This window comes from Nitrosopumilus sp. b3, assembly GCF_014078525.1.
Lineage (GTDB): Archaea > Thermoproteota > Nitrososphaeria > Nitrososphaerales > Nitrosopumilaceae > Nitrosopumilus.
Genome location: NZ_MU078696.1, coordinates 369578 through 394370, shown reverse-complemented (window position 1 = coordinate 394370; position 24793 = coordinate 369578). Strand labels below are relative to the sequence as shown.

Here is a 24793-nt window from a genome sequence, read left to right as displayed (position 1 = left end):
CGGTCTTGCAAATTTTTCATGGCAGCAAGACGTAGATCGACAAAAAAGGCAAGTAGAAAGACATCCAAGGTAAAAAGAACTGCTACAAAAACGAGAAAAGCAAAAAATACAGCAAGTAAAGCAAAACGACGAGCACAGCAAGTAGCAAACAAGAGAAAAAGGGAACTACTCAAGGCAAACAACAAAATCAAGAGTTTGAAAAAAGCCTTGAAGACAGCAGAAAAATCTGCAAGAAAAAAGAAATCTACTTTTCAGAAAGCACAAAAAAGAGCAACTTCCACAAAGTGACAAGAAGCTCTTCTCACCCTATTTTTTAACAAATTTTTAGTTAAAAAAACAGTTAAGGGTGAATCTAAAAATTCGTTGACTTTAATTCAACAATTTTTAAAGCAAAGACTACAAATTTTCTTAGAGTTAATCTGATATTCCATGAAAGGATTGTGCTCAAAATGCTACTCTTCAGGAGTTCCTCTAGTTATTGACGAGGATACTTCTGAGGCAATATGTGAAAAATGCAAGAAATAGTCTTCTCGATCTCTTTTTGAAGCCAGATATCAGGATAATTTCGAAGAAAGATCTTGAATTTCTTTTTGTTTTATAGTCAGTTCTTTGATTTTTTCTTCTAGTTTGGGATCTTTGGAATTGTTTGACTTGATGTCCTCATACTCGTCTAAGAGTACCTTGTATTCTTTTTGGAGATTTTCATAATTTTGTAATTTCTTTTTGTCATGTTCTACAGTCAACAAGTTTTTGTAAATTTAATATTTGAAATAGATTATTGACAAAAAAAATTGTTTCAAGATAAATTTTTTTGAAATTAATCTATGCCTGCCCCGCCTGTAGGATTTTTGTCAAGATCTTGTAATTTTCTAGAACAGGCAAGCATCTCTTTGTTTGTATGCTTACTTTTCTCACGTTTGCACATTGGGCAAATTTCTTCCCCTGATGATGAACGTGGCGGATCAGTCATCATGACATGTCGATGGATAATTACCATTTATAGTATTTTTTATGATATTTCAGAAGTATCAGGCTCTGATCTGCTCAGAGTGTTTTTTATGTGAGAATTATGATTTAGAATTGTTTCTTTAAATAATAAAATCAAGAGAAGTGAATAGTGGGATTAAGAGATATTGAATTAAAAGAAGAGTATCGCTCAGACAGGGATGATATCGTAACAGAATTCTTTTTTCCTTGTCTAAGTCATTGTATAGAATATGATAGATGTGTAGATTTTTTATCGATTCAGACTTTAGCCACAATTTCAATGGCATTTGAGAATTTTGCCGGAGGCAAGGCTAAATTAAGAATGATCACAGGACACAGATTCAGATCAGGGGATCTCAACTTATTTACAAAATTATTTTCTGAAAAATTTACAAAATCATTTGAGGGAAAATTTATCAAAGACACTAAAATTCAAAAACTCCAAGACATTGTAAATAACGGTCAAATTGAATTAAAGATTGCCATTACAAATTCAGAGCAAGTTTCCAATTCTTTCTCTGAGAGAATTGGGATTTTTAGAGATGTAGATGATGAAGCAGTCGCATTTACTGGAACTTCTAGAGAATCATTTTCAACTCAATCAAGAGATTTTGAATCAGTAGATGTTTTTACGTCATGGAATGATAAATCAAGAGTTGAAAGAAAGATGAAAGACTTTCAGGGTCTTTGGGATAACAAAACAAAATATGTAGATGTTTATGATTTTATGTTTGCAGAAGAAAATAATCTTTTAAAGTACTCATCAGAATGGGTATTGCGAGATTAGATTTTGAATGATTCTTCTAATCTAGATTTATTCTCATTGAAATTCATTCTGTTAATTTTATAGTAAATGACTTCACCACGACGGTCAATTACTGCAATAATTGGTTCTTTTCCCATTTGAGTGATTTCTTCAATCTTTTTTTGTAGATTTCCCATCTTCTCTTGTTGTCCCTCATTGAGTCCAAAGATCAGGAATTTTGCACCCTTTTCTCCAAAATGTCCCCTCTCATAAACTCTAAAGTCAGAACCAAATCCAAATCCATCTTTTACAACATATCCCCTATTTTTGAGATCACGATAAATTAAAAATTTGGTGAGAATTTCAGAGTCAGTTTTTTGACAAATATTCATAAAAGTGTCAAAATCAATTTGTTTTTTTCCTTTCTTTAAAATCAGCCTTTTAGAATATAATAAAAATAAAGTTTCAAATTGTTTCAAAAATAATTTCTCATTTTCAATTTCACCATATCCCTTTAGATCAAGTTCATGAATCATATTTTTATCAGAAATACAAGTCTGTTCAGAAACAAGATCACCGTTCACTAGAGGGGTTTCTTCCATGATGATGTGAAAATCAAAGGATTTCCATATAAGCATTGGAAAGTTTGGGCACATTCTGGCTCACCGTTAAAATATGGGCGTTTTGGTTTGAGAACATAATGCATGGTGCCAATTATAGAACTGCAACTGGACAAGTCTTTACAAGAAAAGAGTACATCAAAGGTAAACCACAGATAAAAATTGCTAAATTTCAAGGTGGAAAAAGAGGCGTTTACAAATATTGTGTGCAGTTGCTAATTAATGAAAAGATTCAGATCAGACATATGGCAATTGAATCAACCAGATTGGCAGCAAACAAGACACTAGAAAAGACCACTGGTGAAACAGGTTACTATTCCAGATTAAGAATTTATCCACACAATCTACTTCGAGAAAACAAGCAGATTGCAACTGCAGGTGCAGATAGAGTTTCTGAAGGAATGCGAAGATCATGGGGTAAAGCAGTTAGTTTAGGAGCCAGAGTCAAACAAGGACAATGTATCATGGAAATGTTCGTAAACACAGAAGCTCATTTGGAGGCAGCTAAAAAGGCACTTCATGGGGCATGTGTAAAATTGCCAGGAACTCCAACTATCAATGTAATTGAATGGAATAAATCATCACCGTAAATTTTCTAAATCAGATTTCTTACTTTTAACAAATTCTAAAAATTCATTAAATTCATCTTTAGTGGGTTCTCGATTTAGAATTCTTTTTGATTGATAATAGAAAGCGTTGTAGATTCTTCCAACAATCACACCAAGTGCAAATGATTTTGAATCATCAATGTTTGATAGTAGTTGAAGTAGTTCTTTAATTTCATCTTTGTTTGAAAGTGAATCTCGAATTTTTTGTTCAATTTTACTAAGAATAATTTCATCCATAGCATATCTTTGTTGAAATAGTTAAAAACAGTTTAATATCCAAATTCAACCTCTAGGGTTGTTGCAGTTATAGTACAGTCTGGTTAGTACTCGTGCTTGCCAAGTACGTGACCCGGGTTCAAATCCCGGTAACTGCACCATCTATTTTTGATTTTTTGGGATTAGTGCATTTTTAATAATTTCTAATGCATCCTGAGCTTTTTCAGGACGAGGTAACTGAATCATAAACACATTATCTTTTCCATAATTGGACTTTGGTGATGAGAGTGCAAACATAGATGTTTTTGAAAGAGTGACAAAAAAGTCAAGATGTGTTTTTGCATTTATCATAAACTTTTCAACAATATTTCCTTTAGAGAATGTCAAAACAACTTCAACGAAAACATTTCCTAATCCATCTTGTAAGATATTAAGATCAGTGTTTATGGACAAAGATTGTCCTGCAACCTTGGCTAGCATATCATCATATTTTTTTTCTTCAATAATGATACAGGGTGTTTCTTTACCGTCAAAATCAAAAGTGGTGATTCCGTCGTGTGCTTGTTCCGTTAGTTTTTTTAGTTCATCAGACATCTTTCTTTTCCTCTACTTTGGTAATTATTTTATCTCCAGCTTTTACTAAAAAGGGTGAAATAAAAGCCGTGATGATAGAAATTATACCTATCAGGGGGAATAAGAAAGCACTAACTGCCCCTATGTCCACCCCAACCTTTACAATTACAATTGAGAATTCACCTCTTGGAGCACCTAACGTAAATGCAGAACGAATTGCTTTACCACGTCTTTGCCTAAAGATGATGTTTCCAATCAAATTTCCACCAAACTTCATTCCAGTAGCAACAGCTATCAGTGCAATTGCAATGAAAATATAATTTTCAAGTTCAGATACATCCATCAAGGCACCAACAGAAATGAAGAAAATTGCTACAAACATGTCTTTTATTGGACTGGAAAGTAATTTTGCAACTTCGGCAGATTTTGATTCGGCTACTAATACACCTGCCAAAAATGCTCCGATGGCAACAGATAATCCAACAATATTTGCAAGTAATGCATACCCAAAACATACTCCTAAAACACTGAGTAGTAAAATTTCGCGATGCTCAGCTGCTGCAACTTTATCAATTAATGGTGGTATTACTCTAGTTCCAAGAGTAAAAGTCCCAACTATCAGACCAGCTGCTACAAGTGCAATGATAATTACTGATTCTATAGATATTGTTCCAACTAAAGCAATTGACTGTAAAGATGAAATCAAAATAACAGCTATAATATCTTCTACAATTAAAATACCTAAAACAAGAATGGATGATTCATTTCTGATTCTGCCCATCTCCTCTAAAATTTTAACGATTATTGCAGTACTGGAAATTGATAGTGCTGCTGAAATAAACAGTGCATCTAAAAATCCCAAACCCAATGCAGTTGCAGCATAAAATACCACACCTAAAGTAGAAAATAACCCTAATGTCCCAACACCTACTGCCACTCTTCCAATACTTTTGATCTTGGCGTAAGGGAATTCAATGCCAATTACAAAAAGTAGTAAAATCACACCAATCTCAGCAAAAAGATTCAATGCAGAGATGTTAGACAGTATTCCAACACCTCCCAACACATCAGATGACGGACCGCCTTCAGGCAACACCCAAGACCAGAAAGGAGAAAGGGGACCAATAAGCATCCCGGCAAAAAGATATCCAATAATTAGTGGTTGTCTAATTTTAAAAAAAGCCAAAGTAACTATCGCACCAATAATCATGATAAATGCCAAATCAGTTACAAACGATGCATGGGGTAGTTCGGGAGTGATTTGTTCAATTAAACTATTGACAGTTGTGTTAAGGGAGTTATGAATTTCACTAGTATCTAATTGAAGTGAAATGTTTTGCATGTATTGAGTTAACAAATTTCTTTAAAAATGATTTCTGACTAAAAACTTTCAAATCAAATTAATAAAATTACAAATAAATGAAAATACCCTCAATAGAGATAATCTTTAACGTCTTTATGATGATTAATGATAGTAATTTTGCAGAGTGATGATTAGGTCATCTGAATATTATGTAGAGAAATGACCTGGGGTATCTGACTGCAATATTGGTTACGTCATAATCACCTGTGTATTAATAGTACGGTACCATACCGTACTATATGATTCAATGTGAATATTGTACAAGAGGGTTCATCGAAACAGCAAATGGGTTGGCTGAGAAGACCTTTCATGAGTTACTGCACGAACCAACTGTTGTAAACAAGTAACTCATCACATTTTTTATTTTAGACCCAACTTTTTTATCATCATTTTTTAATTGACTATATATGGCAGCTAAAACTACAAAGAAAAAGACCGCAGCAAATCCAAAAAAAGTTGTCAAAAAAAGTACTAAAGAGCCAACACCATCAGTATTACTAAAGAAAGTAGCATCCGTTTCAGATTCGAACAAGGCATTACAAAAAGAGATCAAAGTAATGTCGAAAATTTTTGGAGAAAATCAAAAAGTTTTACTGTCAATGAAAGGTATGATTGATACGCTAACATCAACATTAGAGTATATCCAAAAGCAATCAAAACAAATCAACATTATAGAAGACGATACTCAGAAACTGTATGCAGGGTTAAATCAAGTAAGAACTCAATCAAATCTTGTAAGTAAGATAAATCAGCAAACAGAAAAACTGCAAAATGAGATAAATAAAATTTCAGAGATTCAAAAAACAACAAAGCCTCAAGAATTATCTCAGCAAGTACAAGATAGTATGAATTCAATTAAGAACAACTCCCAGATGATAATAAAAATCGCACAAAGAATTGATGAGGTAAGAGACGACATGAGAAAAGTATCTGGAAAAACAGATTCATTTTTAGAAATTAGTTCTGAGATGAATAAGCTAAAAAATAATCTCGAAGAAATTTCAAACAAAACTGAAAAACTAGATACTGGAAATCAAATCATACAAAGCCTCAAGCAAGAATTTGAAAGAATTGCAGAAGGTTCAATCTCAACAACAGATCTTAATGCAGAATTAGAAGCAATCAAAGTTACAATTGATTCAATCTCTTCAAAAGCATCAAAAATCGATTCACTTGGGGGGGTTATTGACGGACTCAAACAGCAATTTGAGACAATCTCAGAAAATGCAAAATCAGCTCAAAGCCTTAGTACACAGACTATGAAGGATTTAGGAGGGAAAATAGATAAAATTGAGACTGAAATTGGAGGATTATCGCAAAGAGCAGACTCGACTGCATTTGTTGGAGAAGGACTAAAGTCAGTCCAGGAAGACATTTCAAATTTCAAGCAAAATGTTTTTGATAAAACAAACAGTATTGAGCAAAAAATAGCATCAGCATCAGATATTCTAAAGAGACAAGATGCTTCAACAGTAGAATTTCATAAAAAATCAGATAAATTATTTGAAGAAATACAATCAATCAAAAATATCACAAACAAGGCAACAAGTGATTCATCTAAAGAGATGATGGCGTTGCTAAAACTTTCAGAATACCAATCAAATGTTAGAATGAATTCTGAATCAAAATATGGCGAGTTAAAAGACATTGAAAATATGGCAGCACAAACTGCAGATATTGTAAATCTATTTGATAGAGTATCCATAGAAGCAGGTGAAAAGATTCCACTTCCTCAAGAAGTAAGACAATGGGCAGTAAGCAAAATATTAGATTGCGCAGACAGGTGGGAAATTAGATTCAGTGATGTGTATTCAATTTTAACTAATGCGATAGGAAGAGATATGCTAAAAGAAACAATTAGAGTTCAACAAGTAAGAGACATTTATGGAATCAGAGCAGTTGATGAACTAAGAAAGGATCTAAATATCCCTTAGACTCCAGTCTCATCGAGTTCTTTTAATTGTTGTTTCTTTTTCTTTAATGCAGCAAAGATTCCCAAAATTGCTGCAATCCAAATTGTACTAAACATGATGTTTGCAACACTTACGTACATGTAGGGAGTTGCATCCATAATGTTGGTTTTCAGAGATAGTGCTCTACCATTGATATCTAGCATTCCTGTATGGTATGCAGAACTATCCTTTGGCACAGTAGAAATTTTTTCAATACTTGCAACTAATGTATCCACATCATTTTGTATTCTAAGCAAGTTTGTAGATTCTGTGGCAAATATCCAGACAGGATTTTTAGAGATTACCTCACCATTTGCATCAGTTTTTTCTGGTACTTTTTCCATTACAAGTGCCAAATCTTCTTGAATTGCATAGAGATGATTCTTGATTGCAGTAGGATCTGATGAACCAACAATTCCATCAAGATGACCCCTGATTCGATCTAGAGGATAGATATCAGTATTATATCCATAAATTGCCATAAACCCTCCAAAAACAATAATTCCGACAATCCCAACCATGGAAAGTTTGTAAACAGTATTTGCCATTTTTTCCTTCTTGGTTTTTGTTCGGGGTTTACTGGATTTATTTCTTTTAAATCGCGTATGAGACAAACTCATGTATGCAATATAGAAAAATCCTGTTGCCTGAAGCCCAATTATAGGAACAAAGATAGGATTATTTGAAAAAACTGCAATAAAGATTCCCAGTATACCATATACTCCAAAAAAGATCTCAAGTAGTGTAACTTGTGAGAAAGGTAAATTGTATGCATTATCTTTCCAGTCATCTTTTGTTTTCAGCATGCCATATTTTGGAGTTCTAAGAAATTCGTTTTTCTTACCAACAACTGCATCAAAAACTGCAACAGTATTGTTCACGGACATTCCAGCATTGTAAATTAGTAGTGCTGGCAATATCTTGGCTTTAGACTTCCAAGATTTTTGGTACATACCTTGCATGATCATAATATACGCTCCAGGTCCCATTGCCAGATATGTTGCAATAGTTATTGCAGGCAAAAAACTAATTACATAAAGATTCACTTGGCCTGCAAGTAGAATTGGTAGAGATAAAAATTGTATTAGCATTAATGGATAAACAATATGGCGAGTTAATTGAATAAATGCCTGAATTTTTGCTTCAACTGCGACTTTACGTTTTAGTGCAATATCAGATAGTAATTTAATTGCACATTGAATAGAACCTTTTGCCCAACGGAACTGCTGTCTTTTTGCTGCATTCATCTGGACAGGTAGTTCTGCATCAACTACAATGTCTGGAAGAAAGAGACATTTCCAACCTTTCATTTGTGCTCTATAGCTAAGATCAAGGTCTTCAACTAGTGTTGCAGTATGCCAGCCTCCTGCATCTTCAATGCAATCACGTCTCCAAATTCCTGCAGTACCATTAAAATTCATAAACAGATGAGAATTACTTTTTGCCTTTTGTTCTATAAGAAAATGAAAGTCAAGACTGAGTGCTTGCGCTTGAGTAATTGCAGAGTAATTTTCATTAACATGCCCCCATCTACATTGAACAAGACCAATCTTTGAGTTTGTAAAGTGAGGTATTGCTCTTTTAAGAAACCATGATGGTGGAATAAAGTCAGCATCAAAGATTGCAACAAGTTCTGTATCAGTTGATTTCATTGCATGTTTTAGCGCACCTGCCTTGTAGCCACTTCGAGTTTCTCGTCGAATATGTTCAATTTTAAATCCCTGTTTTTTGTAATCATCAACTGCATCTCCAAGCAAATCAACTGTATCATCATCAGAATCATCTAATACCATAATTCTCATCTTGTCTTTTGGGTAATCCAAATTACAAACGGCATCTACCAATCTTTTTGCAACATACTTTTCGTTGTATATTGGAAGTTGGATAGTAATTGATGGGTCCCCCCAATCAGTAGTTGTTGGAGTCTCATTTCTTTTTCTTGAAAGAAATGCAAGATAGTAAAAATTGCAAGTATATGCAGTAATAATAATAGCAGATAAGATGAATAGATCAAAAACAAACGCTGTGAAAGGATTGATTGCCATATCCCTAATCTCTCAAAATGACTAGTCGCTATTTATAGTTGCAATTATAGATTATTTCTGCTCAAAGATCTTGATTGCTTGTGGTGGGCATACACCTTCACATGCAAGACAAAAGATACAGTCAGGTTCTTTTGACATTAGTGGTTTTTTGTCAGATGCAGGATTTCCGGGAGTGTCAAACCACTCGTAGACTCCTACAGGACATGCTTCAATACAACCACCATCTGCAATACAAATATCATAATCTACTGAAACAAACTCTCCCCAAACACCCATGATGCCATTACTGGTACCTTTTCTTCCCCAAGTCTTGATGGTATGCTCTGGTGCTTCATATGCAGCTGAAGGTTTCATTTTTCCTTTGAATTCCACGTCAATAGGTCCAGGTTTAGCACCATCGGGGATTTCAATATCTCCCTCATCTTCTTCAACATCATCATCCTTTGCTTCAACTGGTTTTGGTTTTGCCCCAAGTACAATTTTTGCCAATGGAGTTAGTTCTTCTAGTTTTTGAATTGCAGCAACTTCAGAAATTTTTTCAGTCTTTGCAAAATAAGAAACCATTTTATCTGCCAAGATGGTGTTTCGTAAAATAGTATCAATTACCATTTTTGCAAAATGGTCTGCTTTCTTTCTATAGTCTTTGACCCAATTTGGATCACCGAATTTTTCAATTGGAAATATTTGGTAAATAATATCAACAACTTCTCCAGTAACAATTTCCACTGTAACTGAAAGTTCAACCTCTTCGTATCCTTTAGCATCAGGATCATCCATGTTTTGCTCCTTCCAACGATAAGTAGCGTAAATTCTATCAGCATATATGTCCATTTCAAATGCTTTTTTTAGACCATCATGTACGGATTTTAGTTCTACGGGTTCTTCTAATTTAATTGGTAATCTATACAATCCAAGTTTGTATCCATGTAGTGGGTAAACTCCACGCTTTGCTGTTGGGGCCTCCATGGTATAGACTCGATCTTTTAAAAGTAAAGACATCTGATTTTGATAATTCGATTTTAGTTAAAAAGGTTATCAGTCATCTTCTGGACAGGTTAACTCCCTGAGTTCAGTGTATTTTTTTTCCATGGCCTCAGCATGCTCTAAAACTTTGGATTGAGCGTAGGAATCCTTTGGAAAGTACCATCTGATAACAACCCAATGACCAATTCCATCCATATCATGGATCATTCCCTTGTCAGCTTTGACGTTTAATTTTTCATCGGCAGAAGTCTCCTTAATGGTAAGACCTCGTTTTGTTTTATCCTCTAAGATAAAATGAGTATTTCCATCTTTGATAAAATAAAAACTACCTTTCTCAAGAATTGGAAGGTCTAATAGCAATTTATTTTTCCACAGGGTTTCCTATCATGTTACCCCATTCAGTCCAAGAACCATCATAGTTTCGAACCTTTGGATATCCAAGTAGGTATTTTAGAACAAACCAGCTATGAGAAGATCTTTCCCCAATTCTGCAATAACAAATCACATCCTTATCAGGAGTAACACCTTTTGGCTCATAGTTTTGTCTTAGTTCTTCAACTGCTTTGAAGGTTCCATCAGCATCATTGACTGCAGTTGCCCATGGAATATTGTTTGCACCAGGAATATGTCCACCCCTTTGTGCATGCTCCATTGGATATTCTGGAGGAGCTGTAATTTGACCGGTAAATTCTGCAGGAGATCTAACATCAACCATTACAGTGTCTTCTTTATCCAATGCACGACTTACATCAAATAGATAAGCCCTTAGTCCTTCATCTGGAGGTTGTGCAATGTATTTTGTTGGAGACAATTGTGGTTCATCAGTAGTGTAATCTTTATTTTCTAATTCCCATTTCTTTCTTCCACCATTCATGATTTTGATATTCTCATGACCATAAATTTTGAAAACCCAAAAAACAAATGCTGCAAACCAGTTGTTAAAATCACCATACAAGATTACTTCTGTATCAGATGTAATTCCATTTTTTTCCATTAAAGCCTCAAATTGTTTTTTACCGATTATGTCTCGTGTAACAGGATCATTGATGTCACGTTTCCACCAAATCAGAGTTGCTCCATTAATGTGACCTTTTTCATATCCATTAACTGGGTCATAATCAACTTCTACTAATTTTCTATTTTCGTTTGGAGGATTTTGTGATACCCATTCAGTATCAACTAAAACTTCAGGATGTGCGTAACTCATGATGTTTTTCCATTGTTTTCATACTTATTTGTTTTTTTCCAAAAATCCTCAAAAATATCATTTTTAAGTACAATGAAATTCAGTAGAACTGCTTGAAGCTTCAAAAAGTTGCAGTGGTAAGTAAGGTAGGTTCAAAAGATTCAGAGAAAGCTGCAAGAGATGTTGCAAAAAAGTTTTTGGCAAAAAATTCTACAGTATATACAATTTCACCAATTGAGGTAGAAGGGGCAACAGAGATAGAGGATTTATCAGAGTTAAAAAAAATAAAACTAGACCTAGTCATCACTCTTGGTGGAGATGGAACAACACTAAGGGTTTTTAGAAACCTCCAAAATGAGACACCAATTTTGACTATAAACGTGGGGGGCAATAGAGGTATTTTAGCTGAAATTACAATTGAAGAGATAGATGATGCCATAAATGCAATTCTAAAAGATAATTTCTTTTTAGATAAAAGAATCAGAGTCGTTGCGTCATGTGGTGGAGTTGAATTTCCTCCAGCATTAAATGAAATATACATTAGCAGAGTGAACCTGACTAAAACTGCAGAGATTGAAATCAAATTTCAAAATGATACAGTAAAACAAAAAATGGACGGAGTAATCATCGCAACACCAAGTGGATCTACTGGACATTCATTTTCATTAGGAGGTCCAATTTTACACGAGAGTTTGAATGTTTTAATAATTACACCTGTCGCACCAGTATACAGATTAGCTTCAATTGTAGTTCCGGATGAGAAAATCGAAATTATTTGTTCGCATGATTGCAACATTGCAATGGATGCGCAAGTAATCAAAAAAGCAGGATATGAAGAACCAATCATTATAAAAAAATACAACAAACCAGCAGTATTTGTTAGATTAAAAAAACGAGGGCTAAGGCAAATGAGCAAACTTGGATTTTAGAATTTTAGATGCTAGTGCATTTTATGCAGGAGTTCCATTTGGATCAGCTGATGATTGTTACACAACTTCTTTGGTATACGATGAGATAAAACATATCAAAAAAAATCAAGATGCACTTGGAACATTACTTGAAACTAATAGATTAAAAATAAGAGAACCCGACAAAGAATCCACAATGGCTGCAGTAAAAGCTGCAAGAGATACTGGAGACTATCAACAACTATCAAAACAGGATGTATCAATACTTGCATTATGTATTGAGCTAAATGGCGAGATAATTAGCGATGATTTTGCAATCTCAAATGTTGCAAGAAATCTAGGTCTGAAAATTTCACCAATAATGACGCAAGGAATTTCAGATGTTGGGAAATGGGTTCATTATTGCCCAGGATGTAGAACAAATCATTCATCAGGTAATGAATGCCCTATGTGCGGTACCTCATTAAAGAGGAAATTACTCAAGGGGTAATTTTTTTCCAGTCCATTCAACAAATGAGCCATCATAGAGTTTTACTTTTTCAAACCCTGCAATTTTAAGTTGTAAAAATAGATTTGATGCTCTGTGGCCATGCATACAGTAGCAAACTATCTCTTTATCCTTTGAGATATTTTTTTGTAAAAATAGATCATCAAGGAATTCTTTGTTTTGAAATAAATTTCCATCATAACCAATCCCTTCAGTAAATGGAATGAGTTTTGAGTTTGGAAGATGCCCACCCATAAATTCTTGAGGACTTCGTGCATCTAAAATTTCAAAATCAGTCAAATGATCTTTTAAAAAGTCAGATTCTATTCGGATGTCATGATTAATTTTTGGCGAGAATTTTGCAGGTTTTGGAATTGTAGTTTGACGCTTTAACTCAAATCCATGTTTTTGTAAATCAGATGAATTTGAATTTAGAAGATATGTTTTTTCATGTCCAAAATATAAAAACGTCCAAACAATTCTTGCAACAGATGGATCCATAGCATCTCCAATTAAGATCACTGTTTTTGTTTCATCGATTCCTAAATTACTAAAAAGTTCAACAATCTTTTCTTGCTCAATTACCAAGTTAGAACCAAATTCATCAAAGCGGATTACCTGCTCTATTGAAAGTGATTGTGAATTTGGTAAATGCCCATAAAGAAACATTGTCTTTGGACGTGTGTCTACAATTACAACATCAGGATCAAATTGATGCTCTTTGAGCCAATCAACTGTTACAAACATGGTAATTGATCTAATCTTAAATTATTAATTTGTATCATTCATCATGCAGAGTTTTTTGATTAGATTTTTTCAAATGTTTGCTTTTTGAGTCAAGAACAGTTTTGATTTTCTTGGCACGTGCTTCTCCTAATCCTTCAACTTTTGCCAAATCAGCAGTAGTTGCAGTAAAAACTTTCAGAGGAGTTCCAAATTTCTCAAGCATCCTAACTGCAAATTTTTCTCCAATTCCAGGCAAACTACAAAGTGAGGATAATTGTTGACGTTCTAGATCAGATGATTTTTTGATTTTTTTCAAATATGGCCCTTTGTGAGATTCCTTTCTAGAGCACATCGATACCAATAATTTTGCAGTATGTGCAGCACTGGGAGTAGGGATTACAGGAATTTTAAAATCAAGTACTACTGTAGATATTGCACCATAAAATATTAGAGGATTTTCAGTTATTTCTTCAATCTCATCTACATTTCCCTCCATGAGAACAACGGGATTCTCAAAGTGTTCCTTTAGTCTTGAACATTGATCAAAAAGTCTTCCATCAAATACAGATGCCATAAGATCACGAATACTTTTTCGCTCAACAATTGTTTCGGGGGCAACAATGTAATCACCAATAGGGAGTGTTTTCATCTCAAGATTCATTCCGACTGATTTTAGGAGTTCAGGAATTCCGCTTTTACGTTCCCTCTCATCAACAATAATTCGAAGATTCTCTAATTTCACAAATAGTATTTAGAATGAATTGTTAATATCTTATATGAAATTGTAATGAAGATTATTTTCTTGGATTATCTTCTGCAGGTGGAGCAGGATTTGCTGAACCGCCTTTCATCATTTCAGTGATTTTTGCCTCTTGTTCTTTGAGTGATTCTTTTAGACGCTCCTCTTGTTTTTCAAGTACTGTAAAACGGGTCTTTGCCATTTCTTCTTTCTCTTCTAATTCATCAATTAGTTGTTGTTTAGTGGATTTTATCAAAACAGTTCCAGCTTGCTTAAAGACGGCATCATTATCTGTAACTTTTTTTAATTCATCTAATGCTTTTGCAGTTTCTGCTTTTTCCATCTCAAGATGCTGTTTTTGGGTCATTACTGCTTGTAGGTTTTGTTGAGATTGTTGTAATTTCATAATTTGCTCTTGAAGCCATGGAGGCATTTGTGGAGATGACATAATTAATCAAAAATTTTGTTTCATTATATCTTTACCGATTCAATCGAATCATAACTTGCCTGGATTAGCCTAAGTGTTGAATTAAGATTTGCTCTGAGATGGGTTAGTTGTTGAGATTCTGCAGAAATTTCAATTTTTTTATCAAACGTAATCTTTGTTTTTACAGGATTTTCTGGATAAAATTCGTTATCAGTATTCACAGAATCAAAAATTGCTTTGTTCTTGTCTTTTGCATCAACGATAATTTTTGCACTAAAGCTTAATGTCATATGCAGTTCCGGCTACCTTATAGCTGCATTTCTTGCAAGACCAGATACCTACGGCATCCCTACCAAAAGTTTTTGAACCGCATTCAGGGCAGGTTCTTTTTTCTTTGAGTTGAAGATGGATTTTTGTATATTGTTTTCTAAGCTTAATTCCGTAACGAGCGCCTAATCCTTTAAGTGATTTTTTTGCTTTTGCCATTTTATTGACCTGCCGTTTGGGCTTGTTTTAATTTTTCTCTTATTTTTGCTCCTACTCGTACTGAGATTTCACCGCATTGGTTAATCTCTTCTTGAGTGAATCCATCAAAGCCACCTTTTTGTAATGCACAGATATTTCCATCACCATCAGTCGTAATTGTAATTCGCGCATCCATACTTTCCCATTCATCACCATTTGGATCTACAATAATGTGATTTCCTATTTTTCCCATAGTTACAGATACAGGAATTGTGGTAATTGGTAATGGCGTATCTTCACCCTCTACAAGTGTTGGGGAATCATCAACCCAATTCCATTTAGGAGTTTTTGATGTAAGTAATGCAGCTACACTAGCATAAGAGCAAGCATCAAAGAGATTTCCATCATAATCAACTACAACGTTATCAGCAAATACACCAATGACTGATTTATCTTTTTCAATAACTAATTGAGAAACATCAACCATATGGCTTTCTCTAATTCCTCTATCAACAACTCTTGCCAATTCAATTACGTGTGGTTGTGGAGGTCCAGTTTCAACAGTAGGATGTGAAAGGGGTAAAAGTTCAGCAGTACAAATGAAAAGACCCTTGTCACCAGTATCTGGGAAAGGTCTATCAGGTTGGATTTTCACTCCACATACTACTTCGGTATCACCAAGAAAAACTCTTGCAGAACCATTTGCTTTAGGAATAGCATTAGTCTCAATTCTAATTTCTCTTACTTCATCTAGTGCTCTACCATCTACTCTTTTTCCTTGTTCGAGTAACTCTAGAATTTGTGATTTCCTTAGATCATCAAGAACAGAAGTAGATGTCATCTTTAATCAGCTCCGTTTCCAAAGTATTTGTCTTGAAGTGCTTTCTTTTGAATATCATAAACAATTTTACATCCATCAACTCCAACTTGAATACATTTTTTGTATTCCTCAGGAGTAAGAACACCATCTAATTGTAATAATGTAATTTTTTCAAGACTTGGCATATATCCAATTGGCATATCTGCTTGACCTGCCTGGTCCTCTTCATTGTTAACATCTAAAACTATAGTATCTGCCACTTTTCCTGCAGCACAAGCTGCTACCATATCTCTCATTGGAATTCCAGCATCAGCTAGTGCAACTGATGCTGCTGAAAGTGCAGCACAACGGGTTCCACCATCTGCTTGCAATACTTCAATGAAAACATCAACTGCAGTTCTTGGGAATTTTTCTAGCATAACTGCAGGCTCTAATGCTTCTTTGATTACTTTAGAAATTTCAATTTCTCTTCTAGAAGGAGCAGGATTCTTTCTTTCTCCAACAGAAAAAGGCTCCATATGATATCTAACTCTTAAGATTCCAGTGTCAGTATCAGACATGTGTTTTGGATGAACGTCTCTTGGACCAAAAACACCAACTAGAATTTTGTTATCACCAAATTCAATGTAAGCTGAACCATCTGCGTTTTTTAGTCCGCCGGCTTTAATCATAATTCGTCTTGGTTCGTCTACTTTACGGCCATCACAACGTATACCATTCTCGTCCAATAGGACCATTGTTGCGTCTCTTCCGCCCATTATGATTCACCTTTTGATTCTAACATTTCTTTCACTTGATCAGTCAAATTAGCAACATGTGCTTTTTCATTAACCATTTCAATTGCCTTTTTAGCCTTTAATAATCCCTCGGGAGACTCACAAGAAACAACTACCCAGCCATTCTGACCAATTGTAATTGCAGCATCGGTTGCCATCTCTATCATCTGGATCATGGTACCTCTTTTTCCAATTAGGCGCGGAACCTTACTGGGGGAGATTTTTACCAAATCTCCAGTATCAATTTTACCTAAATCTCTATCAGAAATCGTAACCAGTGGATCTCGTGTTCTATCAAAATTTGCAATTCTTGCTGCAACCAAGTCACCAGACTTTAGTTTGGATGAAAGTTCATCAGCATGAGCAGAAAAATCACGTCCAAAAACATCTTGTGCAGGAAGGAATCCAACATAGCAGGAATTAATGTCAAGTTCCCATGAAAGAGAAGTATGAGAAATTACTTTACCTATAACTAAATCATTGATTTTTGGAATATATTTTCCAGTAAGTGGGATTACCTTTACTGAATCATCATAAATTTCAGAAATTCCAATTGTAGTTGAGATGATCTTATTTCCTTGAAGCTCTACATTTTGCTCAGGTCTAAATGGTCCTGTAGTTACTACATCGCCTGGAATAACGTATTTTCTTTTATTATCCATTATTTCATTACCTCAACTGTAGCAGAGCCTTTGGTTATAGAGCCTAATCTATCAATCACGTTTGGCCTTGCTGCAGCGGGTATTTCAAGTATTGCTTTTAGTGAACCATTATTTTGCCATTCTTCTTTGGTTAGAGAACCTACAGATTTTAAAACTGCATATGATTGAGATGCATATTGTGCAGGAATTGTAATTTCCAATTTTAGATTCTCAGATTTTAAAGCAATGATAGAACGAAGTTTTTCAACAATATCCTTAACCTGTTCATCTACTGTTTTGTGGGGATCAATTGATACTCTACCGTCTTTCATAGCCTGCTCGATTCTTAGTGGGGGGTGTGGAAGATGAGTTCTAGGATCGACATATGTTTTGGCAATAAATGTGACAATCTGTTTTTTCTTCTCTTCAATCATTTTTTTTCTTTGATCAGTGGTAAGATTCAGATCTCCTTTCTTGAGAATTATTTCTGCTATTTCTGCCTGGTCTTCAGTTTTGAATGCATGTTGTAATTTCTCAGCAGTTGGCCTTGTGCCTTTACTGGCATCAGTGTAAATTTCATCAGAAACCAAGATTGATGAAATATCCTTTTTCTTACCTAACCGATAATCTAAAGCAGGGTCAGGCTTTACCATAATTTCAAATTTTTCCCCCTCATAGGAATATCTAACCAACGTGTAATCTGCCATTTCTAAAACATCTATGATAATTTGGTATTTATCTATACGTAAAACTAGCTAGATTTTTATGTGGACTTTGAAGATTTTGTTCAAGATTTGTCATCCTTAGAGGTAATTAGTAAAGATAATCAAAAAATAGCTGTAAAGCTAAAAGGAGTTCCATTGCAATATGCAAATGCACTCAGACGTGTCTGTCTAAATGGTGTCCCAGTATTTGCAATTGATACAGTCGATATACTTGAAAACTCTTCAGTACTACCCGATGAAGGGCTTGCACATAGACTTGGATTAATTCCATTAAAGACAGATTTGAGTAGATTTAACGAGCCATCAAAATGTGATTGTAAGAGTGAAACCGGATGTACAAATTGTAGAGTAATGTTAGTTTTAGACTCAGGGGACTCCGATGTTACAAGATCTATCCTTTCAAATGAATTATCTTCTGAAGACGAATCAGTAAAACCAGTTTCAGACAAAATCCCAATTGTCCAGTTAGCTCCAGGTCAACGAATCAAAGTTGAATGTTATGCAAGACTTGGACGTGGAACAGAACATGCAAAATGGAACTCTGCAAACATTTCTACAATTGTTGATACTGATAAAGAGGATGAAAAGATTCTCACAGTAGAGTCAACAGGTTCACTTAATCCTGAACAAATTATTCTAGCAGGAGTAGATGAAGTTAGCAGTAAACTAGGTCAATTCAAAGAAACCATTGACCAGATTCAAGAGTAAAATAAGCATAGACATTATATTTGGGTTTCAAGGCGGATTATTCACATGACTAATCAAGTAGTTATACGCATGGCAAAAGATCTAAAAAAAGCATCAACTAAAAATGACGCTCCAATTTGGGCAAAATTAGCTGAATATGCATTAAAACCATCCATAGCAAGAAGGGATCTAAACTTGAATCGAATTGGTCAATTAACAAAAGAAAATGATACAGTAGTATTTCCAGGTAAAGTTCTTGGAACAGGAAGTGTTCCCCATAAAATCACATTATTCTCATTTGCAATTTCAAATTCTGCTGCAAACAAAATCATAGAAAAAGGCGGAAAAATTATAAGTTATTCTGATTTGATTGAGCAAAACCCAACAGGTAAAGGAGTTGTACTACTTGGCTAATGGAAGAATAAACAAATCCACAAGAGGAACAAAACAGGAAACAGTTGTAAGAACAGATAGACCTATTGTTGTGGATGCAACAAATCACATTGCAGGAAGATTAGCATCATATGTTGCAAAATTACTCATTCAAGGAAACAGAGTGTCAGTTGTAAATTGTGAAAAAATTATGATGAGTGGCACTAGAGTAAACCAAATCAAAGAATATAGAGAATTTTTAGAAATCAACAGTATTATCAACTACAAACATGGACCAGTTCACTATAGAAGACCAGATACAGTAATTGCAAAAATGATTCGTCAGATGTTACCATTTGATAGAAAGCCATCTGGAAAAGAATCATATCAAAGGCTAAGAACTTACATCGGTTCCCCAAAACAAATCAAATCACTTGAAAAAATTCAATTTGAGAAAGCAAAAATTAAAAGAACTCCAGCAAACTATACAACATTAGGCGAAATATGCAGAGTAATAGGGTGGACTGAATGACAACTCCAAAAACTGAAATTTATTTTGCAACAAGAAAGAGAGCTAGCGCACACGTGTACATTACAAAAGGACAAGGTAAAGTAAGAATTAACAATGTTCCAGTAGAAATGATTCCTCAAGAGACTGCACGTGAAGTTATTTTAGGTCCACTAGAGATCACTGGAGATTTGAGAGATAAAATTGATATTTCTGTCAGAGTAAGAGGCGGAGGATTTATGGGCCAAGCCAGTGCAGCTGCAACTGGAATTACCAGAGCACTGATTGGATGGACTAAATCTAAAAAAGAACCAAAAGAACACCCACTTCCAAAATCTGCAAGAGAAGATCTTCGAAAACGAATCTCTGATTTTGATAAATATCTAGTCAGTGGAGATGCCAGACAAAAAGAACCAAAGAAATTTGGTGGCCCTGGTGCAAGAAGAAGAAAACAGAAATCATACCGTTAGACTGTGAAGGCCATAATTTTAGCTGGCGGAAAAGGAACTAGAGGTAAGCCTTATACGGAATATTTTCCAAAGGCAATGACGCCAATTGATGGAAAGCCACTTATTGATTATGTAATAAAATATCTAAGATCATTTAGTTTCATTAAAGAGATAATCATAATTTCGGATTTTACAGGGTTGGGAGGTCAAATAAAGAATTATTATGAAAATCAAAAAGAAATTACCTTCGTTCAAGACTCGCAAAGCGGTACCGGTGGGGATTTGCTTCATATTGAAAATAAAATCAAAGGCGAATCAGAATTTATTCTGTGGTTTGTAGACAACTTGTGTGCCATCAATCTAGAAAAGATGCACGAGCAATATGTTGCAAAAAAAAGTACGGCATGCATTGCAACAAGATCAAAAAGAAAAGAAGAGACAGGGTTTGCAGTAGTTGAGGATGGGATAATTAAAGAATTCAAAGAAAAACCATTAATAGATTTGCATCTATCTGAATGTCTTGGAATCTACATGTTGGGTTCAGATGTTATTAAAAGAATAAAGTCAAAGTCAAAACAAAAGGAGATTAATCTGTCATTTGATATTTTACAGCAGCTCTCAAAGGAAGGAAAAATCAGTGCATATGACATTGGAGAAATAGAATGGATTGATGCTGAGTCCCCAATGGTTTTAGAAAGAAATGAGAAAACAGTAAAGAAGATTATAAAACAGATGGGATTTTAGAATTTTTTTCAAACTCTGTGATCTTGTCTTCGTATTGGAAAGTTTGAGCGATATCATCTAAGCCTTCTAAGAGAATTTTTTTCATATGAGAGTCAATATCAAAATGAATTTCTTGAGTGGAAGTTTCGATAGTTTGGTTTTCCAAATCAACACTAATGGGATCGGTCTGTTTTTGGATGAGTTCTACTATTTTTTCATCAAGTGAAATTGGCAAAAGTCCATTTTTGAAACAATTACTAAAGAAGATATCAGCAAAAGATGGTGCGATAATCACTGAAAAGCCATAGTCTTTTAGGGCCCAAACAGCATGCTCACGACTAGAGCCGCATCCGAAATTGTCACCTGCAACTAGGATTTTAGAGCCATCATATTTTGGATCATTTAATACAAAATCAGATTTCTTATTTTCTGCCTCATCATATCGCCAATTGAAAAACAAGAACTTTCCAAATCCAGACTTTTGAACTAATTTCAGAAATTGTTTTGGAACAATTTGATCAGTATCCACATTTACTTTATCCAGAGGTGTAATGATACTTGATATGTTTTTGAATGGCTCCATTTTAATTCAAATCCAATTTCCTAACATCTACAAAGTGCCCATTAATTGCAGCAGCTGCGGCCATTACTGGACTAACCAGGTGAGTTCTCCCACCAGTTCCCTGCCTTCCCTCAAAGTTTCTGTTTGATGTACTAGCACATCTCTCTCCAGGAGATAAAATATCAGGGTTCATTCCAAGGCACATGCTGCATCCAGCTTCTCTCCATTCAAAATTAGCATCAATGAAAATTCTATCAAGACCCATTTCTTCTGCTTGCTTTTTTACCATTTGAGAACCAGGTACAACCATTGCTCTAACATCAGGAGATATTTTTTGTCCCTTGACAACCTTTGAGGCCTCAATAAGATCTTCTAATCTTGCATTAGTACATGATCCAATGAAAACTCTATCAATTTTGATTTCTTCAATTGGAGTTCCAGGTTTCAGATTCATATAATCAAGTGCTTTTTCTGCACCCTTCTTTTGGTTAGGATCACCTTTTGAAAATTCATCAGGAGATGGAACTGATTCAGTTACATCACAAGTCATACCAGGATTTGTTCCCCAGCTTACTTGAGGAGCAATATCATCAATGTGTAAAACAAATTGTTTCTCAAATTTTGCATCAGTGTCAGTCTTTAGATGCTCACGCCATTCTTCAACTAGAGATTCGTAATTTTTAGGAGTATATTTTCGGCCTCTAAGATAATCAAATGTTTTCTCATCAGGGGCAACTAATCCTGCTCTGGCTCCTGCTTCAATAGACATATTGCAGATAGTCATTCTCTGTTCCATGGAAAGATCTTCTATACCCTCACCCCTATACTCGATTACTGTACCTGTACCTCCTCCAGTTCCTATGTTTTTGATTATCGAGAGAACAATATCTTTTGCAGTTACTGCGTGAGGGTTCTTTCTTTTTCCCTCAACTCTAATCTCAAAGGGTTTTGGTTTTTCAAGCCACATAGTTTGTGATGCCAAGACATGCTCCACATCACTTGTTCCAATTCCTAATGCCAAAGCACCAAAAGCACCATGAGTTGATGTGTGACTATCACCACACACAATGGTAGAACCAGGTAATGTAATTCCTAATTGAGGACCAATTACGTGAACAATTCCTTGATTTGGACTATTAATATCAAATAGAGTTATTCCAAAATCTTTACAGTTTTTTTCCAGTGTTTGTATTTGAATTGCAGAAGTTTGATCCAAAATTGGGAGCGACCTATCATTTGTTGGAACATTATGATCCATTGTAGCTATGGTAAGATCAGGTCGTCGAACCTTTCTGTTATTCATTCGCAATCCATCAAATGCTTGAGGGGATGTTACTTCATGCACTAAATGTCTATCAATGTAGATTAGAGATGGTTTATTTGGTTTTTCAACTATAATATGAGATTCCCAAATTTTTTCAAAAAGTGTTTTTCCCATTTTAATCCTGGTCTGGTTTGTACTTGAATAGACCACCAGCAGTAATAATTTTTCCAATGATTTCTGAGAATGGTTTCATTTTGTATATCTGATTTTTTGTAAGATTTTTGATTTCATTTGCTGAAACATCAATGTCTATCTCATCACCTTCGGATATACCATCATATGCATCTTGATCAATTTCTATAGGTAACAAGAATGCCCCATCTACTGCATTTCTGTAAAAAATTCTTGCAAAGGACAATGCAAGTACTGCCTTTATTCCCGAATGAGATAAAGCAATTGGCGCATGCTCACGACTTGAGCCACATCCGAAATTTTTACCAGACAAAATAAAATCACCTTCCTTTACTTTAGAATGAAAATCGGGATCAAGTCCCTCCATTGCATGTGTTGCAAGTTCTGCATAATCATGAACTTTAAGATACTGACCGGGAATGATCACATCAGTGTCAATATTATCCTGTGCATATTTTATTATGTTTCCCTTCATTACAAATCCCTCGGATCAGTTATCTTCCCTGTAACTGCAGATGCAGCAGCAACTAGTGGGGATGCAAGATATGTTTGAGATTCAACATGTCCCATTCTTCCGGGGAAGTTTCGATTAGTAGTACTAATGCAAATTTCATCTTTTGCTAATACACCCATGTGAGCGCCACAACATGCACCACATGTAGGAGGTCCTACGGTAACACCAGCATCCAAAAATATTTTCAAAAGACCATTCTCCATTGCACGCTTGTAAATTGAAATAGCTGCTGGTAAAATTTCTGTTCTAATCTTTACTTGTCTTCCTTTGAGAATTTTTGCAGCTGCTACCAAATCTTCATATTTTGCACCAGTGCATGAACCAATATACGATTTATCCAATTCAACACTAGGTGCTTCTCTTACAATTGAGATGTTTTCAGGAGAAAACGGTTTTGCAACAGTTGGCTCCATCTCTGATGCCTCATATTCAAATATTTTAGAATATTCTGCATCATCATCACCTTTAATCAAATTAAAATTCGCAGCACCACGACTAGAAAGATAATCAACTACTTTTTGATCAGGTTCTACAATTCCATTTTTTGCACCAGCTTCTGTAGTCATATTACATAGTGTCAATCTACTTTCAACGGACATTTCTTCAACACCGCTTCCACCAAACTGCATTGTTCTGTATGCACCACCATCAGTTCCAATCTCCCCAATAATTTTTAGAATCAAATCTTTTGCCATCACATGATCGGGTAATTTTCCATTTAGTTTAAAGTACATAGTTTCAGGAACCTTAAACCAGATCTTCCCATTAAGCAAAACATAAGCAATATCTGTATGTCCTAAACCACATGCAAATGCACCCAATGCACCAGTAGTGTTTGTATGAGAATCCCCACCAACATAGACTTCACCTGGCATAACCATTGCTTCTTCGTGAGATATTGTATGGCAAATTCCATATTGCCCCATTCCATATTTGAAGTGTTTTTCAATTCCGTATTGCTTAGTAAAATTGGATAGTTTTACAATATTTTCAGCTGATACTTTTTCTGCTGATGGCACAAAATGATCTTCTGCAACCCAAACTTTTGTTGGATCCCATAACTTATCAACTGAGATTCCTTGCTTCTTTAGTTTATCAAATACCTTGATTACTCCAGGTCCAGAGACGTCATGAACCATTACCTTATCAACATTGGCAAAAATTACATCATCAGGGGAGACTGAAGACTTTCCAGATGCACGTGCAAGGATCTTCTCAACAATGTTCATAATCCAAAAGACTTGTTCTACAGATTAAAAGCTTTACAGAATCCCCAAGTATCAGATCATACTTTCAGCATGTTCTGATTTACTAAAACTTTCTTTACAGAATCAAGATACTGCTTTCTGGTAGTTGGGATTGATTTCCATTTAGATACCATTATAGCATCTAAATTCTCATAAACCAGAGTAATTTCTGTTCCTGATTCTAATTTTTCTTTTGCAATATTTACTAGTTCTTGAATTCGTAATTGCCTTCTCCAAGTTTGTACACAATCAGCCATCAAAGTTTTTTGAATTTAATGAACT

General features: G+C 34.9%; 35 protein-coding genes and 1 tRNA gene. 12 read left to right on the top strand and 24 right to left on the bottom strand.

Going from position 1 to position 24793, the window contains the following annotated elements:
* The first annotated feature begins 18 nt into the window (after positions 1–18).
* On the top strand, positions 19–288 hold the full coding sequence (locus tag C6990_RS08465) for a hypothetical protein (RefSeq protein WP_182130317.1): 270 nt from the start codon (positions 19–21) through the stop codon (positions 286–288).
* Positions 289–554: 266 nt separating this feature from the next.
* Here the strand turns inward: C6990_RS08465 and C6990_RS08460 are convergent, their stop codons facing one another.
* Together C6990_RS08460 and C6990_RS08455 are read right to left on the bottom strand one after the other, a co-directional pair.
* A complete protein-coding gene (locus C6990_RS08460) occupies positions 555–746 on the bottom strand; it encodes a hypothetical protein (RefSeq protein WP_182130315.1) in 192 nt (63 codons plus the stop codon).
* Between the two features lie 71 nt (positions 747–817).
* A complete protein-coding gene (locus tag C6990_RS08455) occupies positions 818–973 on the bottom strand; it encodes a hypothetical protein (RefSeq protein WP_182130313.1) in 156 nt (51 codons plus the stop codon).
* Positions 974–1117: 144 nt separating this feature from the next.
* On the opposite strand from C6990_RS08455, the gene C6990_RS08450 reads away from it, so the two are divergent.
* A complete protein-coding gene (locus tag C6990_RS08450) occupies positions 1118–1774 on the top strand; it encodes a phospholipase D-like domain-containing protein (protein ID WP_182130311.1) in 657 nt (218 codons plus the stop codon).
* On the opposite strand, the gene endA is transcribed toward C6990_RS08450, so the two are convergent.
* A complete protein-coding gene (gene endA, locus C6990_RS08445) occupies positions 1771–2334 on the bottom strand; it encodes a tRNA-intron lyase (RefSeq protein ID WP_182130308.1) in 564 nt (187 codons plus the stop codon). The genes C6990_RS08450 and endA overlap by 4 nt on opposite strands.
* A gap of 98 nt (positions 2335–2432) precedes the next feature.
* On the opposite strand from endA, the gene C6990_RS08440 reads away from it, so the two are divergent.
* Positions 2433–2942 carry a 50S ribosomal protein L16 gene (locus C6990_RS08440; RefSeq protein ID WP_182130667.1) on the top strand — a complete coding sequence of 170 codons (510 nt, stop codon included), beginning with the start codon at positions 2433–2435 and terminating at the stop codon, positions 2940–2942.
* On the opposite strand, the gene C6990_RS08435 is transcribed toward C6990_RS08440, so the two are convergent.
* Positions 2934–3197, bottom strand: a complete 264-nt coding sequence (locus tag C6990_RS08435) for a hypothetical protein (protein WP_182130307.1) — start codon at positions 3195–3197, stop codon at positions 2934–2936. The two genes, C6990_RS08440 and C6990_RS08435, sit on opposite strands and share 9 nt — an antisense overlap.
* Positions 3198–3260: 63 nt before the next feature.
* Here C6990_RS08435 and C6990_RS08430 point away from each other — a divergent pair.
* Positions 3261–3337 (top strand) — tRNA-Gly (locus C6990_RS08430).
* A gap of 1 nt (position 3338) precedes the next feature.
* Here the strand turns inward: C6990_RS08430 and C6990_RS08425 are convergent.
* Positions 3339–3770, bottom strand: a complete 432-nt coding sequence (locus C6990_RS08425) for a hypothetical protein (protein WP_182130305.1) — start codon at positions 3768–3770, stop codon at positions 3339–3341.
* Positions 3763–5091, bottom strand: a complete 1329-nt coding sequence (locus C6990_RS08420; RefSeq protein ID WP_182130303.1) for a cation:proton antiporter — start codon at positions 5089–5091, stop codon at positions 3763–3765. The genes C6990_RS08425 and C6990_RS08420 overlap by 8 nt, the downstream gene beginning before the upstream one ends.
* 428 nt (positions 5092–5519) lie before the next feature.
* Here C6990_RS08420 and C6990_RS08415 point away from each other — a divergent pair, with 428 nt between their 5' ends.
* Positions 5520–7046, top strand: a complete 1527-nt coding sequence (locus tag C6990_RS08415) for a chemotaxis protein (RefSeq protein WP_182130301.1) — start codon at positions 5520–5522, stop codon at positions 7044–7046.
* On the opposite strand, the gene C6990_RS08410 is transcribed toward C6990_RS08415, so the two are convergent.
* Genes C6990_RS08410 through C6990_RS08395 form a run of 4 tightly spaced genes read right to left on the bottom strand, consistent with a single transcriptional unit; the run spans position 7043 to position 11300 of the window.
* Positions 7043–9109, bottom strand: coding sequence for a cellulose synthase family protein (locus tag C6990_RS08410; protein ID WP_182130298.1), 2067 nt, complete (start codon positions 9107–9109; stop codon positions 7043–7045). The genes C6990_RS08415 and C6990_RS08410 overlap by 4 nt on opposite strands.
* A gap of 51 nt (positions 9110–9160) precedes the next feature.
* Positions 9161–10108, bottom strand: coding sequence for a 4Fe-4S dicluster domain-containing protein (locus C6990_RS08405; protein ID WP_182130296.1), 948 nt, complete (start codon positions 10106–10108; stop codon positions 9161–9163).
* A gap of 36 nt (positions 10109–10144) precedes the next feature.
* Complete coding sequence (locus C6990_RS08400; RefSeq protein WP_182130294.1) at positions 10145–10453, bottom strand: hypothetical protein; 309 nt, start codon at positions 10451–10453, stop codon at positions 10145–10147.
* Between the two features lies 1 nt (position 10454).
* Positions 10455–11300: a sulfurtransferase gene (locus C6990_RS08395; RefSeq protein ID WP_182130292.1), complete on the bottom strand. Its 846-nt coding sequence runs from the start codon at positions 11298–11300 to the stop codon at positions 10455–10457.
* Positions 11301–11392: 92 nt separating this feature from the next.
* Here C6990_RS08395 and C6990_RS08390 point away from each other — a divergent pair, with 92 nt between their 5' ends.
* Together C6990_RS08390 and C6990_RS08385 are read left to right on the top strand one after the other, a co-directional pair.
* Positions 11393–12208: an NAD(+)/NADH kinase gene (locus C6990_RS08390; RefSeq protein ID WP_182130290.1), complete on the top strand. Its 816-nt coding sequence runs from the start codon at positions 11393–11395 to the stop codon at positions 12206–12208.
* Complete coding sequence (locus C6990_RS08385; protein WP_182130287.1) at positions 12198–12677, top strand: NOB1 family endonuclease; 480 nt, start codon at positions 12198–12200, stop codon at positions 12675–12677. The genes C6990_RS08390 and C6990_RS08385 overlap by 11 nt, the downstream gene beginning before the upstream one ends.
* Here the strand turns inward: C6990_RS08385 and C6990_RS08380 are convergent.
* Genes C6990_RS08380 through C6990_RS08340 form a run of 9 tightly spaced genes read right to left on the bottom strand, consistent with a single transcriptional unit; the run spans position 12663 to position 17975 of the window.
* Positions 12663–13421, bottom strand: coding sequence for a sulfurtransferase (locus C6990_RS08380; protein ID WP_182130285.1), 759 nt, complete (start codon positions 13419–13421; stop codon positions 12663–12665). The genes C6990_RS08385 and C6990_RS08380 overlap by 15 nt on opposite strands.
* A 34-nt stretch (positions 13422–13455) precedes the next feature.
* Complete coding sequence (locus C6990_RS08375; RefSeq protein WP_182130283.1) at positions 13456–14142, bottom strand: ERCC4 domain-containing protein; 687 nt, start codon at positions 14140–14142, stop codon at positions 13456–13458.
* A gap of 52 nt (positions 14143–14194) precedes the next feature.
* A complete protein-coding gene (locus C6990_RS08370; protein ID WP_182130281.1) occupies positions 14195–14587 on the bottom strand; it encodes a prefoldin subunit beta in 393 nt (130 codons plus the stop codon).
* 23 nt (positions 14588–14610) lie between these two features.
* On the bottom strand, positions 14611–14856 hold the full coding sequence (locus tag C6990_RS08365; protein ID WP_182130279.1) for a KEOPS complex subunit Pcc1: 246 nt from the start codon (positions 14854–14856) through the stop codon (positions 14611–14613).
* Positions 14840–15052, bottom strand: a complete 213-nt coding sequence (locus C6990_RS08360; RefSeq protein WP_048117285.1) for an eL43 family ribosomal protein — start codon at positions 15050–15052, stop codon at positions 14840–14842. Before C6990_RS08360 ends, C6990_RS08365 begins: the two co-directional genes overlap by 17 nt.
* 1 nt (position 15053) lies before the next feature.
* Complete coding sequence (gene rrp42 / locus C6990_RS08355) at positions 15054–15872, bottom strand: exosome complex protein Rrp42 (RefSeq protein WP_182130277.1); 819 nt, start codon at positions 15870–15872, stop codon at positions 15054–15056.
* 2 nt (positions 15873–15874) lie between these two features.
* On the bottom strand, positions 15875–16609 hold the full coding sequence (rrp41, locus tag C6990_RS08350) for an exosome complex exonuclease Rrp41 (RefSeq protein WP_182130275.1): 735 nt from the start codon (positions 16607–16609) through the stop codon (positions 15875–15877).
* Positions 16609–17289, bottom strand: coding sequence for an exosome complex RNA-binding protein Rrp4 (gene rrp4 / locus C6990_RS08345; RefSeq protein WP_048117294.1), 681 nt, complete (start codon positions 17287–17289; stop codon positions 16609–16611). The genes rrp41 and rrp4 overlap by 1 nt, the downstream gene beginning before the upstream one ends.
* The gene (locus tag C6990_RS08340; protein WP_182130273.1) at positions 17289–17975 is read right to left on the bottom strand and encodes a ribosome assembly factor SBDS; all 687 of its coding nucleotides are present in this window, start codon (positions 17973–17975) and stop codon (positions 17289–17291) included. The genes rrp4 and C6990_RS08340 overlap by 1 nt, the downstream gene beginning before the upstream one ends.
* Positions 17976–18062: 87 nt before the next feature.
* Here C6990_RS08340 and C6990_RS08335 point away from each other — a divergent pair, with 87 nt between their 5' ends.
* The 5 genes from C6990_RS08335 to C6990_RS08315 are packed head-to-tail and all read left to right on the top strand — an operon-like array spanning position 18063 to position 20753.
* Positions 18063–18701 (top strand): DNA-directed RNA polymerase subunit D, encoded by a 639-nt coding sequence (locus C6990_RS08335; protein ID WP_255465344.1) that lies wholly within the window; start codon positions 18063–18065, stop codon positions 18699–18701.
* Between the two features lie 45 nt (positions 18702–18746).
* Positions 18747–19094, top strand: coding sequence for a 50S ribosomal protein L18e (locus C6990_RS08330; protein ID WP_182130269.1), 348 nt, complete (start codon positions 18747–18749; stop codon positions 19092–19094).
* Positions 19087–19584, top strand: coding sequence for a 50S ribosomal protein L13 (gene rplM, locus C6990_RS08325; RefSeq protein WP_182130267.1), 498 nt, complete (start codon positions 19087–19089; stop codon positions 19582–19584). The genes C6990_RS08330 and rplM overlap by 8 nt, the downstream gene beginning before the upstream one ends.
* Positions 19581–20030 carry a 30S ribosomal protein S9 gene (gene rpsI, locus C6990_RS08320; RefSeq protein ID WP_182130265.1) on the top strand — a complete coding sequence of 150 codons (450 nt, stop codon included), beginning with the start codon at positions 19581–19583 and terminating at the stop codon, positions 20028–20030. The genes rplM and rpsI overlap by 4 nt, the downstream gene beginning before the upstream one ends.
* A gap of 3 nt (positions 20031–20033) precedes the next feature.
* Positions 20034–20753 (top strand): nucleotidyltransferase family protein, encoded by a 720-nt coding sequence (locus C6990_RS08315; protein WP_182130263.1) that lies wholly within the window; start codon positions 20034–20036, stop codon positions 20751–20753.
* Here C6990_RS08315 and leuD (C6990_RS08310) read toward each other — a convergent pair.
* The 5 genes from leuD (C6990_RS08310) to C6990_RS08290 are packed head-to-tail and all read right to left on the bottom strand — an operon-like array spanning position 20731 to position 24768.
* A complete protein-coding gene (gene leuD / locus C6990_RS08310) occupies positions 20731–21315 on the bottom strand; it encodes a 3-isopropylmalate dehydratase small subunit (RefSeq protein ID WP_182130261.1) in 585 nt (194 codons plus the stop codon). The genes C6990_RS08315 and leuD (C6990_RS08310) overlap by 23 nt on opposite strands.
* Position 21316: 1 nt before the next feature.
* Positions 21317–22732, bottom strand: coding sequence for a 3-isopropylmalate dehydratase large subunit (leuC, locus tag C6990_RS08305; protein ID WP_182130259.1), 1416 nt, complete (start codon positions 22730–22732; stop codon positions 21317–21319).
* A 1-nt stretch (position 22733) separates the two neighbouring features.
* Positions 22734–23225, bottom strand: coding sequence for a LeuD/DmdB family oxidoreductase small subunit (gene leuD / locus C6990_RS08300; protein WP_182130257.1), 492 nt, complete (start codon positions 23223–23225; stop codon positions 22734–22736).
* Positions 23225–24493 carry a 3-isopropylmalate dehydratase large subunit gene (locus C6990_RS08295; protein WP_182130255.1) on the bottom strand — a complete coding sequence of 423 codons (1269 nt, stop codon included), beginning with the start codon at positions 24491–24493 and terminating at the stop codon, positions 23225–23227. Before C6990_RS08295 ends, leuD (C6990_RS08300) begins: the two co-directional genes overlap by 1 nt.
* Before the next feature lie 56 nt (positions 24494–24549).
* Positions 24550–24768: a hypothetical protein gene (locus C6990_RS08290; RefSeq protein ID WP_182130253.1), complete on the bottom strand. Its 219-nt coding sequence runs from the start codon at positions 24766–24768 to the stop codon at positions 24550–24552.
* Positions 24769–24793 lie beyond the last annotated feature (25 nt).

Excerpts from the sequence above, each read along its gene's own strand:
- leuC (WP_182130259.1), bottom strand. The coding sequence starts at position 22,732 with ATGGGAAAAACACTTTTTGAAAAAATTTGGGAATCTCATATTATAGTT.
- leuD (WP_182130257.1), bottom strand. The coding sequence starts at position 23,225 with ATGAAGGGAAACATAATAAAATATGCACAGGATAATATTGACACTGAT.
- C6990_RS08420 (WP_182130303.1), bottom strand. The coding sequence starts at position 5,091 with ATGCAAAACATTTCACTTCAATTAGATACTAGTGAAATTCATAACTCC.
- leuD (WP_182130261.1), bottom strand. The coding sequence starts at position 21,315 with ATGGAGCCATTCAAAAACATATCAAGTATCATTACACCTCTGGATAAA.
- C6990_RS08290 (WP_182130253.1), bottom strand. The coding sequence starts at position 24,768 with ATGGCTGATTGTGTACAAACTTGGAGAAGGCAATTACGAATTCAAGAA.
- C6990_RS08380 (WP_182130285.1), bottom strand. The coding sequence starts at position 13,421 with ATGTTTGTAACAGTTGATTGGCTCAAAGAGCATCAATTTGATCCTGAT.
- rpsI (WP_182130265.1), top strand. The coding sequence starts at position 19,581 with ATGACAACTCCAAAAACTGAAATTTATTTTGCAACAAGAAAGAGAGCT.
- rrp42 (WP_182130277.1), bottom strand. The coding sequence starts at position 15,872 with ATGACATCTACTTCTGTTCTTGATGATCTAAGGAAATCACAAATTCTA.
- C6990_RS08455 (WP_182130313.1), bottom strand. The coding sequence starts at position 973 with ATGATGACTGATCCGCCACGTTCATCATCAGGGGAAGAAATTTGCCCA.
- C6990_RS08365 (WP_182130279.1), bottom strand. The coding sequence starts at position 14,856 with ATGACATTAAGCTTTAGTGCAAAAATTATCGTTGATGCAAAAGACAAG.
- rrp4 (WP_048117294.1), bottom strand. The coding sequence starts at position 17,289 with ATGGATAATAAAAGAAAATACGTTATTCCAGGCGATGTAGTAACTACA.
- C6990_RS08415 (WP_182130301.1), top strand. The coding sequence starts at position 5,520 with ATGGCAGCTAAAACTACAAAGAAAAAGACCGCAGCAAATCCAAAAAAA.
- C6990_RS08340 (WP_182130273.1), bottom strand. The coding sequence starts at position 17,975 with ATGGCAGATTACACGTTGGTTAGATATTCCTATGAGGGGGAAAAATTT.
- C6990_RS08410 (WP_182130298.1), bottom strand. The coding sequence starts at position 9,109 with ATGGCAATCAATCCTTTCACAGCGTTTGTTTTTGATCTATTCATCTTA.
- C6990_RS08405 (WP_182130296.1), bottom strand. The coding sequence starts at position 10,108 with ATGTCTTTACTTTTAAAAGATCGAGTCTATACCATGGAGGCCCCAACA.
- C6990_RS08330 (WP_182130269.1), top strand. The coding sequence starts at position 18,747 with ATGACTAATCAAGTAGTTATACGCATGGCAAAAGATCTAAAAAAAGCA.
- C6990_RS08395 (WP_182130292.1), bottom strand. The coding sequence starts at position 11,300 with ATGAGTTACGCACATCCTGAAGTTTTAGTTGATACTGAATGGGTATCA.
- endA (WP_182130308.1), bottom strand. The coding sequence starts at position 2,334 with ATGGAAGAAACCCCTCTAGTGAACGGTGATCTTGTTTCTGAACAGACT.
- C6990_RS08360 (WP_048117285.1), bottom strand. The coding sequence starts at position 15,052 with ATGGCAAAAGCAAAAAAATCACTTAAAGGATTAGGCGCTCGTTACGGA.
- C6990_RS08425 (WP_182130305.1), bottom strand. The coding sequence starts at position 3,770 with ATGTCTGATGAACTAAAAAAACTAACGGAACAAGCACACGACGGAATC.
- C6990_RS08465 (WP_182130317.1), top strand. The coding sequence starts at position 19 with ATGGCAGCAAGACGTAGATCGACAAAAAAGGCAAGTAGAAAGACATCC.
- rrp41 (WP_182130275.1), bottom strand. The coding sequence starts at position 16,609 with ATGGGCGGAAGAGACGCAACAATGGTCCTATTGGACGAGAATGGTATA.
- C6990_RS08295 (WP_182130255.1), bottom strand. The coding sequence starts at position 24,493 with ATGAACATTGTTGAGAAGATCCTTGCACGTGCATCTGGAAAGTCTTCA.
- C6990_RS08370 (WP_182130281.1), bottom strand. The coding sequence starts at position 14,587 with ATGTCATCTCCACAAATGCCTCCATGGCTTCAAGAGCAAATTATGAAA.
- C6990_RS08435 (WP_182130307.1), bottom strand. The coding sequence starts at position 3,197 with ATGGATGAAATTATTCTTAGTAAAATTGAACAAAAAATTCGAGATTCA.
- C6990_RS08440 (WP_182130667.1), top strand. The coding sequence starts at position 2,433 with ATGCATGGTGCCAATTATAGAACTGCAACTGGACAAGTCTTTACAAGA.